Here is an 11,493-nt window from a genome sequence, read left to right as displayed (position 1 = left end):
AAGGTGAGCGAGCAGCAAGGCGCAGAGACCGGCACGGCCACCCCGCCGTGGCCCGAAGAGCTGGTCAAAATGGGCAGGTTGGCGCCCGACCACATCATCCGGATCGTGGACCCGGCATGGCGGGGCGAGGAGGGCGAGCCGCCCGACTGGGCTGTCGGTGGCGCCTGGCGGACCGACTCCGAGGGCAACATCGTCGAGGGCGAGATCAACGAGGAGTACCGCCCCACACCCCGCGCCCTCGGCTGGCCCGAACCCCTCGACTCGCTGGACGCGGCCGTCCAGCTCTCGGCCACCGGCCACGGGGACGAGGACGTCGTGGCCCGGGAGCTGGCTGCCGCCCACCTGCTGGTGTTCGTGGACGCGAACGGGGCGCCGGCCGTGGTGAAGGCACCCGACGGGACCGACGTGGTGAGCGTCTCCACGGCGGGTGTGGACGTGGACGAGACGACCCATCCGCACACGCGCATGGATCTGCCCGAGCTGCTGGACCTGACGGCCGAGCGGTACGACGTGTACTTCCTCAGCCCGACCGCGCCCGTCAGCGTCATCGTCGAGGTCGAGACCCTGCTCGACGCGCTGGCCGGGATCCGGGAACGAGGCGACGGGGACGCCGGTGAGCCGAGCGACGAGGTCGAGGAGGACGCCGGTGCGCGGAGCGACGAGGTCGAGGCCGCGCCCGTCCGTCCCACCGAGTCCGCCGACCCGGCCTGGGACGCGGGTGCCCCGCCCCGGGCGGCCGGCACTGCGACGCGGCCCGCGATGGAGGACGTCGCTCTCCCGGACGACATCGCTCTCCCGGGCGACGTCGACCTGCCGAGCAGCCTGACCGACTGATGAACGGCGAGCGTCCTCGTCAGGCTGTGGTGGTGAGGGTGCGGATGATCTCGGCGCGTGAGTGGAGGCCGAGTTTGGCCAGGATGTGGGAGACGTGGGTCTGGACGGTGCGGCGCGAGGAGTAGAGGCGCTCGGCGATGTCCGGGTTCGAGAGTCCCTGGGCGACGAGTTGGGCGATGCGGTGTTCGGTGGGGGTGAGGGAGGCAAGGCCGGTGGTGGGTCGTTTGCGGGTGCCTTGGATGCCTCGGCGTAGGCCTGCCTCGCGCCAGCGGGCGTCGGCGCGGGCGAGTTCGCCGACGGCGTCGAGGGTGAGGTAGGCGGTGGCGGCCTCGTGCATGGCGGTACGGGCGTCGTCGGGGTTGCCGGTGGTGGCGAGGACGACGGCGAGGTCCTCGGCGCAGCTCGCGGCGCCGAGGACGCGTGAGGTGCTCCGCTGGTAGGCGAGGGCCTGGCGCAGCGGTTCGGGGTCGCGGGTGAGCAGGCCCTCACAATGCCGGGCGGCGGCCTGGCTGTCGGGACGGGGGTACCTGGTCACGTCCTGGCGCACGGCCTCCACGGCGGCTGCGGCGAGGTCGTCGCGGCCGGCGGCCAGCGCGGTGCGGGTCAGGAACGGCATCCAGTCGTGGCGGTCGAGGACCAGGGACGCGTAGGCGTCGGTGGTGGTCTCCTCCAACATGGCCAGGGCCTCGTCCCGCCGGCCCTCGCGGTCCGCGAGCAGGGCTCGGGCCCGCAGCAGATCCGAGGCGTTGGCGCGGGTGTGCTGGTCCATGGTGGCGAGGTCGTCCGGGACCTGGGCGAGATGCTCGCGCGCGGTTTCGAGCTGGTCCCGGTGAATGGCGATCAGGGCGCTGATCCCGTGCTGGAGCACCGCCAGCTTCGTGGTGTCGGGCAGGTCGAGAGAGGCGTTGAGGTCGGCGACCGCGTCGTCCCACCGTCCCCTGCGATAGGCGAACTCCGAGGCGGAGACGAGTACGATGCCGAGCCGCGCCGAGCCGGTCTGTTCCGCCAGCCGACGGACCGAGCGCATCGTCGCGTCGACCTTCTCGTCCGGCTCGTCCCGCTCGATCTGCGTCAGCATCTTGTTGACGAGCAGCGAGACGCGGACGTCGGACAGCTCGGGGACATCGGCGGACGCGGCGATCCCCTCGTCGAGGTAGGGGAGGACCTGCTCGGATTCGAGCACGATGCGGGCTTCGGTCGCCATCATCGACGCCGCCCGCGTGATGGTCGGGGCGTCACCGAGCTCGCGGCCGAGCTCCAGAGCCCTCTCGCTGACCGCCCTGCTCTGCTCCGCGATGCCGGCGTGATAGAGCAACTGGCCGTGGAGCGCCTGGATCCGGGCGCTCCACACAGGGTCGAGGTCCCAGCGCCCGCCGGCCGAGGACACGACCTCGATGGCCTCGGTGTGGCGGTCCACGCAGAGCAGGGTGTAGCCGAGCAGCCAGGTCATCTCACCGGCTCGCTCCACGCTGCCCGTGCGGGCCAGGATCCGGGTGGCGATCTCCTCCGCCTGCTCGAACTCGCCGCGCCGGAAGGCGGCCATGGCCAGCACCGGCTCCAGCGGCTCGCGCCGCGGATCGTCCCTGGCCAGCTCCCCGTGGGTGTACTCGGAGGGATCCCCGAGGACGCGTCCGAGGAGCTCCACCGCGAGGTGCGGTGCCTGGTACAGCAGGGTGGTGGCCGCTTCGCCGAGCCAGCCGAGTGTCCAGGCGTCGAGCGTTCCGGTCGTCTGGAGGAGCTGGGCGGCGACGCGTTCGGGTGCGAGGCCGACGTCCGCGAGGACGTGGGCGGTCTGCTGATGGCGCAGGCCGCGTACGGTCATGGGCATCGACTCGTACAGCGCGCTGCGGACCAGGGGCGAGCGGAAGTGCAGCCCTTGTCCGGTGTCGGCGAGGATCCCGGTCGCCACCGCCTCCTGAAGGGCCTCGATCACCTTCTGGGGCTGCCAGTCGAGGACGGCGGAGAGTTCGGTGAGGGAGAAGGTGGTGCCCAGGACGCTGGCGGTACGGAGCACCTCAAGGGTGTCCTTGTTCAGGAAGCCGATGCGGTCGGCGATGGCCGCGCCCAGCGAACCGGGCAGCGGGTGGTCCCGGTCGGGGTGGGGGAGCAGTTCGGCCACGCCCTCGCGTATCCGGATGCGGTCCTCGCGGCGCAGCGCCAAGGCCAACTCGCGTATGTACAGCGGGTTTCCGCCCGCCCGCTCGATCTGCTCGCGCAGCGCTGGGCCGATCTCTGCCGACAGGAACTCTCCCGCCAGACCGGCCGACTCGTCGGCGGACAGCGGCTGGAGGGCGAGCATGCGTCCGCCGCGCCCCAGCATGGTGCGCCGCAGTTGCCCCACCTCCTCGCGCCCGGGGACCTGGTCGGCGAGGAGCAGCAGGGGTATCTGCTCGGTCAGGCGTACCAGCGAGGCCAGGACCGCGAGGCTGGCCTCGTCGGCCCACTGCAGGTCGCTCACCACGACGACCACCGGACGCACCGCGCAGGCCCGTTCGAACTCCGCCACGGCGGCCTCCACGCCCGCCGCGAACCGGTCGCCCGCACCGGCCGCCCACAGCGATCGCGGGCCGGTCGCCGTCACGTCAGCGGCACCGCGGCGCACCGGCCGCAGGACATCGGTGACCAGCTGGAACGGCAGGTTCAGACAGAACTCGTCGGCCCGGCCCTGTAGCACGGTGACCCGGTCGTCCGGCAGACCTTCGAGCGCCCTGGCGATCAGGTCGCTCTTGCCGATCCCCGGTGCTCCCTCCACGAGCAGCGCCCCACCGCGGCCGTTCTCCACATCCGCCAACAGCCCCCGCAGTTCGTCAAGTTCCGCAGCCCGCCCCACCCAGCCCTGCTCCACCTGTACTCCCCACTCCCCGCAAGTCCGCACCGACTTGCGCAGAGCGTAGCGTCGCTGGTGGACCGACCGACCGGTAATCTCGGGACGGAGATCCAACTGCGCGTGAGAGAGCGCTTACCCAGCGATTGGCTCGCCCGTACCGCAGCCGGAGCCACATCGGCAGGCCGAACCAGAGCCAGATGATGCCGCTGAAGACGACCGAGGCGATGAGCGCGAACGCGCCGACCGTGCCGGAAGACGACACGGTGGAAGGGTGCCGGCGCCGTCACCACCCATCCCGGTTCGAACTCCGTGCCTCGCGCCCGCGTAGCCCGAACGGGGAGTGCATGGCGCACACGGCTCCGGCGGACGGCCGGGGCGCCGGAGCAATGGGGGCACAAGGTGCATGAACTCGCATGGTTCGACGAGGTCTTGCTCGCCAAAGGGCAGGAAGGGCACGGTCCGGACGGCGGCGCCACGGGCTCGGTGCGCCGCTTCATACAGCAGGACGTCTCCGGGTGGTACGTCACCGGCCATCGTCGGATCCGCCTCCTGCTCACCGACCCACGCCTGACCTCGGCGCGTACCGCCGCATCCGCCGACCTGCGCGCCAGATGCCCCGAGATGTTCGGTGGCGGCGGGACTTCGGGCCGACGCGCGTCCCTCATCGAACTCGACGGGCCCGCGCACACCCGGCTGCGGACCACGCTGGGCCGGGCCATCACACCGCGCGTGCTGCTGCGCCTGCGGGCGCGTTCCCAGGACGAAGCGGACCGGCTCCTCAGCGGCTTCGCCAAGCGCGGCTCGGTCGAGCTGGTGAGTGAGTACGTCAGGCCACTCGCCGTCGCCACCACCATGGAGCTCCTGGGAGTCCCCCTCAAGGACCACGAACGACTCACCACCCACGTGCTGGACGGCGCCCTCACGGGCCCGGAGCGGGAGGCGCACCTCGCCGAACTGCAGGGCTACTTCGCCGCGTTGGTGGCCGTGAAGCGGGCGGGTGAGGGGGACGGCGTCGGGCACGGAGACACCGATCTGCTGCGGAACCTGGCGGCGTCGCGGACCGGCGACGATCCACTCACCGACGACGAGATCTGCGACGTCGCCCAGCTGCTCCTCATCGCGGGCACGTACACGCTCCCCGCCCTGACCGCAGGCGCCGTCTGGCAGCTGCTCGCCGACGAGGAGCTGGGCGCCCGGCTCGCGGCCGCCCCCACCACGGCCCCGTGTCCGGACGTCGCCACGGTGGTCGACGAACTCCTGCGCCGTACGTCGGTCGGCGAGGACGCCGTGGTGCGGTTCGCCGCGGAGGACCTGGAGATCGACGGCGTGGCCGTCGCCGCCGGCGACCTCGTCCTCCTCGACCTCGCCGCGGCCGATCACGACCCGGCCGTCTTCGACGAGCCGGCCCGGCTGTGCCCGCGCCGAGCCCCCAACCCCCACCTCGCCTTCGGACAGGGACTCCACTACTGCCTCGGCGCCGGACTCGTCCGTACGCAGCTGACCGTGGCGCTGGGCGCGCTCCTCGACCGCTGCGGGTCGCTGCGACCGGTCGCCGGGGACGGCGCCGTCACCTGGCGGCACCAGGGGAACGGGGCGTGGCCGACCCGCCTCGAGGTCACCTTCGTCGAGCGCTGAAGGAGGACGGAGGGCGACGGAGGGCGACGGAGGGGGACGGAGGGGGACGGAGGCGACGGAGAGGGAATGGGCGGAGCGGTGACGGAGCCCTGGTCACGGCCACCTGGCGTACGTTCGCGGCCGCGCACCGCTCCATGACGTACGTCAGGTGGCCGATGTTCCTGAGAACCGGCCGGAGCAGCCTGTTCGAGGACAGCAGATCGCCCGTCAGCGAAGGGGATCACCATGGCAACCGCGCTCCTCACCCGCCACCGCGACACCCACTTCCACACCCCCGCCCCCGCTCCCGCCCGGGGCCCGGCCCGTGCACACCGAGCGGCCACCGGCACCCTCACACGCCGTACGGAGAAGCCTCCCGAGGTCCCGCCGATGAAGGCGACCGCCGCCCAGGTGGAGGAAGTCGTCAAGCTGCACGGCACCGCCCTGCACCGCTACTGCCTGTCGCTGACGCGCGGCGACCGCTCACGGGCGGAGGAGATCAAGCAGGAGACCCTGATCAGGGCGTGGAAGAACCCGCAGGCCATGGCGGACAGCCACCGGTTCGACTCGTTCAGGCCGTGGCTGTTCACGGTCGCCCGGCGGATCTCCATCGACGCCGAGCGGGCGCGCAAGGCGCGGCCCCAGGAGTGCGACGAGGCGGTACTCGCGCTCATACCCGAGCCCGAGTGCGGCTACGAGCGGCTCCTGGACGTCGAGTTGGTCCGCGACGCGCTCGCCTCGCTGTCGGAGGAGCACCGTGCCGTCATCCACTGCCTCCACTTCAGGTCCCTGACCGGCCTGGAGACCGCGCAGGAGCTCGGTCTGCCGCTCGGCACCGTCAAGTCGCGCTCCCACTACGCCCTGAGGGCCCTGCAGCACGCCCTTGAGGTGGCCGGCCTCGGGTGATCGCGGCCGGATCCGGCCTAAGCACTTGCAAGACCACTCAGCGTGGGGAGAGCGTTCGATCTCGACGTTTACGTCGTCGACCATGCGCAGGGAGAACACACAGTTGGCCGACGCCGCACCCGACGCAGCCCCCGTCACCACATCCGACACCACACCCGGCACCGGACCCGACGCCGCCCCCGCCCCACCCTCCGAAGCGCACCGCGTCCTCTCCTCCTACACCGGATACCCGGACATACCCAACGGCCGGCCGTGCGGCATGTGGGCCTACACGATGGCCAACGCGTCGAGGAAGAGGACGTTCACCCAACACCCCGACGGGCATGTCGTCCGCCACACGCCCGGGACGCGACCCGTCGCGGGAGCGCGGACGTACTCCGTGGACGTTCCCTACTGGGACCCTGAGGCACGCCGAAGGCCCGCCCTGTACTACGCGGCCATCGAGACCGACCCGACCGGGATCATGGTGCCGAGCCTGCCGAAGGGAACGCAGGACCTGCTCGCCCATCGGCACGGGGAGTGCCTACGGATCGAACTCGGCCAGAAGCGCCAACTCATGGAAGTCGTACGAGACTTCGCCGCCCGCCCCGAGCTGCCCACGCTGCGGCACGGCATTGATCCGGCCCTGCGCCGGATGGCCGAGATCAACGCACTGCACGAACAGGTCGTGACGCTCCTGCTGGAGCGCGGATACTCCGTCGAGGTCGAGAGTGTGTTCCGGACGGCGGTCCGCGAGACCCGGGAGGAACACGGCTTCGACTTCCTGAAGGAAGGCGCCAAGGTCAGGAACTGCCTCGCCTTCGTCGGGATGGCGTTGAGCAAGCGCAGCCCGGCGGTCCCCATCGAGCACTTCATCTACGCCGTGCAAGTAGACGACTTCGACGACACGCTGCCCCGCGTCAGCAGGATCGTGGAGGAGAAGGACCCGACCCGGGACGGCTGCGTGTACGAGGAACGAGGCGTCTTCCTCACCCTGGACGAGATGGACCGACGGCTCTCCGATGCCGCCGCCCGCGTGGCCGCCGAGCCGGCCTCCCGTACGACGACGACGGCGGCGGCGCGCGCCACCGAACTGCGCGTGGCCCGGAGCCGGTTGGCGATGCTGCGCCGGATCGAGGAGAAGCTGCTGGGCTTCCTGCCCGCGTTCAGCTGAGGATGACCCACACCGCGACGCCCGCGAAGATCAGCCCTCCCGACAGCAGGGACCACACGGTCCCCTGCATGTGCCGTCGTTGGAGCACCCGCGCCGTCTGAGGGTTGTCGGCCATGTAGAGGACGTCCACGCGCCGCCCGGTCGGAATGCCCATGCCGGTTCCTTGGCCTTTCGGCGTGAACCGCACCTGGTAGCCCTGCTGGTCGGTGAATTCGATCACCGGTATCCACATGGGCTGGTCGGTGTCGGCGCGTACGTTGTCGACCACCATGCCGTGCGTACGTACTCCGTGCAGGCGCAACCGTCGCACCGTGAGTCCGTCCTGGAGGGCGGCGCCGAGCAGCGCCACAGAGGCAACGACGCACAGCGCGATCCCTATGCCTTCGGACATGCTTCAGTCTCTTTCGTTCGTGCTCGAACCGGTGGGTGATCGATCGCCGCTGCAGACTACGCGCAGGTCCGATGTGGCATGACGACAGCACCGCGCAGCGGAGCGTGGAGGGAGCGCTCCGGGCCGGGACGGCCCGACGGCGCTTCCGTCGCCTGGCGCTGTACGGTCCGCAGACCGCGCAGGGCCTCCCGGCGGACATGGGGATTCCGGTCGCCCGCGAGGTCCGCAGCGATCCGGAACCACCACGTGCTCTCGGTCCGGTCCTCCTGCGCGCAGCCGAAGCCGGCCTGGAGGCAGGCCGGCGCGAGTTCCTCGCTGGAGACCGTGGGGCCCGCCTGAAGCATGTGGCTCGCGATCTCGGCGGGGTGGCGGCCCGGCAGGACGCCGAGGGCGGTGGCCATGGACGCGTGGAGCAGCTGACGGGATACGAAGGTGAGGGAGGAGAGCACCGCGTCGCGGAGCACGCCGTGGAACCGGTAGTGGCCAAGACCAGCCGTGCCGCCGCCGGCGGCGGTGTCCGGACGCCGGGGCGCCTCGGCCGGTTCCTCCCAGCACATCAGGTGCGAGCGCACGGCCTTGTCGATGAGTTTGAGCACGTCCTGTCGGGACAGACCCATCACCTCGACCAGCAGGTCGACGTCCACCCGCTCACCACTCACGGCCGCATGCTCGACCAGCGTGCGCACCTGTGGCGGCAGAGTGTCGAGGCGGGCCTGGACGACGCTCGCGACCGCCGCGGGTACACGGGTGGCCGAACCCACGCGGGCGTCCGGCGGAAGGTGCAGCAATTCGGTCAACATGAAGGGATTGCCGTCACTTCTCTCGCACAGGGCCCGTGCGTGCTCCGCGACGTCCTCGACGCCGCCGACGTACGCGTCACTCAGCAGGCCGGCCACATCCTCGGGGGTCAAGGGAGGCAACGGCAGGCGGATCGCATGGTCGCGGGGGAGACCGGCGAGGAGTGCGGCCGTCTCCGCCTCGTCCACGTCGGCGAGGGCGCACACCAGCGCCACCCGCTCATCGCGCAGCAGGACGGAGAGATGACGCAACAGGTGGCGGCAGGCGGGACAGAAGGTGTCGAGTTCGTCGATCAGGCACAGCGTGGTCCCGTCACGGAGCTTCTGGAGCACCGTCGTCAGCGCCGACTCCTCGGACCACTCCTCACCGGCCCGAGCGGGCAGGGAGGCATCGGCCTCGCCGCCGAGTTGCGCGAGCAGCCGTGCCGCCGGTCCGAAGACGGCGCTGCTACGGCGGTCGTCCACACTCCCGCAGCAGCGCAGGCGGGCGATGGTGAACCCCCGCCGCGCCGCGTGCTGCGCCACCTCGTCCAACAGGCGCGTCTTGCCCGAGCCGGGCGGCCCGGTCACCACGGCCCAGCGCACTCCACCGGCGGCCGCCCGGGCGATCGACCGCTGCAGTAGCTCCAGCTCGTGCCGACGCCCCACCATCGGCAGGCGGCCGTCGGGCGCGGCGCAGAGCTGCGGGTCGGGCGCCGTGACGTCGATGACGGGCCCGCTGGTCCGCTTGGGCAGAATCGCGTCGGAGTCCTCGTTGAGGAGCGCCAGATGGAGGTCGCGCAGCGCGGGCCCGGGGTCGACCCCGAGTTCGTCCGCCAGCGACACCCGGAACCGCTCGTACTGCTGGAGGGCCTCGGCCGAACGGCCCGCGGCGTACAGGGACTTCAGCAGCAGCGCCCACGAGGCCTCGCGCAGCGGAGCGGAGACCGTGAGCGCCTCGGCCAAGGTGGCCGCGGTCGCCGCCTCACCCAGTTCCAGGAGCACGGCGACCTTCAGCTCCTGGGCGGTCTGCCGCAGCGACTGGAGGCGGTTGACCTCGGGCGCGGCGAAGACGTGCTCGGCCGCTTCGTGAAGCGCGGGGCCGCGCCAGAGCCGTAGCGCCTCGTCGACCGCCCGGTGCGCGGGCGCCGCCCGCCCGCCGCGGAAGAGGTCGGTCGCCTCCACGAGGCGGCTCTCGAACACCGCGGTGTCCAGCGTCTCCAGGGGCGCGCGCAGGGTGTAGCCGGAGGACTCGCGGACGAGGAGCGTGGCCCGTTCTCCCGCGGCGCGCCGCGGTTCGAGCGCGGTACGGAGCCGGCTGATGTGGGCGTGCACGGTCGAGACCGCGCCCGCGGGCCGGCGGTCGGCGGGCCACAGGTCCCGGCACAGGCGGTCCACCGACACCGGGCGCCCGCTGTCGAGGAGCAGCCGGGCCAGCAGGACCCGGCGTTTGCGCGGGCCCAGGTCGACGGGCGTATCACCCGACCAGGCCTCGACAGGTCCCAGAAGCCCGAAGCGTATTGCGGCGCTTTGCACGTCTTCCCCGATCAATAGGAGCCGTGGAGTCCAGACGTCGTTTCGCGACCTACTACGGACGGTTCGCGGGTCGGGTTCGCGTCTGTGGCGACGAGGAACGCCCCGTACTTCTCGGCCGCGCGTGAACCCGGGGTGATCGAAGCCCGTAGAGGTGTGGTGTGAGGCAGCAGGAGGAGGGGGTGGTGGGGATGGGCACGAGTGCGAGTACGGGTACGGGTACGGCAGTGGGTGGGCGTGGATCGGTGCTGTTACTCGCGGCGGCGCCGGTCGGCCGGTGGCGGCTGATGGATGTGGCCCCGGTCTCCCGGGTGTGTGCCGCGGTGTCTCCCAGCGAGCTGACCGGCACGCGGGAGGCCACCGTCATCGAGATGTTCGATCCGGTGGAACCCCGCCTGGTACTCGACCGGGTCCGCGCCGCCGCACAGTCGGCGGGCCCGCTCACGCTCGTCCTCGCGGGGCAGTTGCACCTGGACCGCAAGACCCAGGAACCGTATCTGGCCCTTGCCCTCTCCACGCCGCGCACGGTCCGGCACACCGCCGTGCCGTGGCGGAAGCTGGCCGCCGCCGTCGAGGGGGCGGCGGGAACCGTGACGGCGCTGGTCGACCTCGTCGCCGACCCCCTGGCCTGGCGGCATGTTCAGCGGTCTCCACTGTCGCTCGGCCAGGACGTGGGCCTGTACGGCCGGGTGACGGGTCCGCCGCAGCGCGGGCGCACCGCGACTCCGGACTACCTCAACGCGTGCCTGACGCTGTGGGGCAGGAGAGGCCGTCCGGAGCCCGCGGAGCTGCATCGGCTGGCCCTGGCCTGCGCGGGGGAGGAGGGCGTGTTGGCGGTGTCCGGCGGGCCGGCGCCGCGTGGAGAAGCGACGGTCGAGGAGCGGGCGGAAGCCCCGGTCGATGACGCACCGGCCGATGACGCCCCGGCCGCCCCGGTCGCATACGGACTCGACTCGCTCGACGCCATCCTCGACGCCGCCCGCGAGGGCCGCCATGAACAGGCCTCGGAGGCCGCGGCCGTCGCGCACGCCCGCACGCTCGACGTCGATGGCAGCCTTACGCCCGAGACCGTCCTCTGGATGGAAGTACGTGCCGAACTCGCCCACTTGGCGGCGGACCCCGTACGCAGCTGCGCGGACTGGCTGACCGTGGCCGAGGCGCGCCTGGACCGGGGCGAGGGCTGCGACGCGGCAGAGGTCGAGGCCTGCGTCGACCGCGCCCACCACCAGTGGCACCGCATCCGCAGCGCACCGGAGATCGTCCGGCTCGCCCCGCGGCTCCTGGAGCTACGACGGCTGGTGCCCGGCCGCCGGCCCGGCGCCCTGGCCGACGTACAGGATCGTGTCGAACTGCGAAGCAGCGTACGGGTGTTGAGCGTGCGGCCCGCGCGCTCACCGGACTCCGCTGTGCTCCTCCTCAACCTCTGAGCGTCCCCTTCGATCCACCGACCTACGGGAAA

8 protein-coding genes are annotated in these 11,493 nt (G+C 71.9%); 5 read left to right on the top strand and 3 right to left on the bottom strand.

From position 1 onward, the window contains the following. Nucleotides 1–3 precede the first annotated feature (3 nt). Nucleotides 4–834: a type VII secretion system-associated protein gene (locus tag ACFWRO_RS17745; RefSeq protein ID WP_384511006.1), complete on the top strand. Its 831-nt coding sequence runs from the start codon at nt 4–6 to the stop codon at nt 832–834. Nucleotides 835–853: 19 nt separating this feature from the next. Here the strand turns inward: ACFWRO_RS17745 and ACFWRO_RS17740 are convergent, their stop codons facing one another. Beyond that, nucleotides 854–3,679 carry an AAA family ATPase gene (locus tag ACFWRO_RS17740; RefSeq protein WP_384511003.1) on the bottom strand — a complete coding sequence of 942 codons (2,826 nt, stop codon included), beginning with the start codon at nt 3,677–3,679 and terminating at the stop codon, nt 854–856. 381 nt (nt 3,680–4,060) lie between these two features. On the opposite strand from ACFWRO_RS17740, the gene ACFWRO_RS17735 reads away from it, so the two are divergent. The 3 genes from ACFWRO_RS17735 to ACFWRO_RS17725 all read left to right on the top strand — a co-directional run bounded on the left by ACFWRO_RS17735 (nt 4,061) and on the right by ACFWRO_RS17725 (nt 7,334). Beyond that, on the top strand, nt 4,061–5,296 hold the full coding sequence (locus ACFWRO_RS17735) for a cytochrome P450 (RefSeq protein ID WP_384511001.1): 1,236 nt from the start codon (nt 4,061–4,063) through the stop codon (nt 5,294–5,296). Between the two features lie 225 nt (nt 5,297–5,521). After that, nucleotides 5,522–6,181 (top strand): sigma-70 family RNA polymerase sigma factor, encoded by a 660-nt coding sequence (locus ACFWRO_RS17730; RefSeq protein ID WP_384510998.1) that lies wholly within the window; start codon nt 5,522–5,524, stop codon nt 6,179–6,181. An 82-nt stretch (nt 6,182–6,263) separates the two neighbouring features. Then, a complete protein-coding gene (locus ACFWRO_RS17725; RefSeq protein WP_384510995.1) occupies nt 6,264–7,334 on the top strand; it encodes a hypothetical protein in 1,071 nt (356 codons plus the stop codon). Here ACFWRO_RS17725 and ACFWRO_RS17720 read toward each other — a convergent pair. Together ACFWRO_RS17720 and ACFWRO_RS17715 are read right to left on the bottom strand one after the other, a co-directional pair. Further along, entirely contained in the window at nt 7,327–7,725 is a 399-nt protein-coding gene (locus tag ACFWRO_RS17720) for a DUF3592 domain-containing protein (RefSeq protein WP_384510993.1), read from the bottom strand. The two genes, ACFWRO_RS17725 and ACFWRO_RS17720, sit on opposite strands and share 8 nt — an antisense overlap. 56 nt (nt 7,726–7,781) lie before the next feature. Continuing rightward, nucleotides 7,782–10,037 carry a BTAD domain-containing putative transcriptional regulator gene (locus ACFWRO_RS17715; protein ID WP_384510990.1) on the bottom strand — a complete coding sequence of 752 codons (2,256 nt, stop codon included), beginning with the start codon at nt 10,035–10,037 and terminating at the stop codon, nt 7,782–7,784. A 320-nt stretch (nt 10,038–10,357) separates the two neighbouring features. Here ACFWRO_RS17715 and ACFWRO_RS17710 point away from each other — a divergent pair, with 320 nt between their 5' ends. After that, nucleotides 10,358–11,461: a hypothetical protein gene (locus tag ACFWRO_RS17710; protein ID WP_384510987.1), complete on the top strand. Its 1,104-nt coding sequence runs from the start codon at nt 10,358–10,360 to the stop codon at nt 11,459–11,461. The last annotated feature ends 32 nt before the right edge of the window (nt 11,462–11,493 follow it).

The sequence above is a fragment of the Streptomyces sp. NPDC058579 genome (assembly GCF_042718575.1).
Taxonomy (GTDB): Bacteria; Actinomycetota; Actinomycetes; order Streptomycetales; family Streptomycetaceae; genus Streptomyces.
The sequence above is the reverse complement of the archived record's forward strand: the minus strand, read 5'-3'. Positions and strand labels throughout refer to the sequence as shown.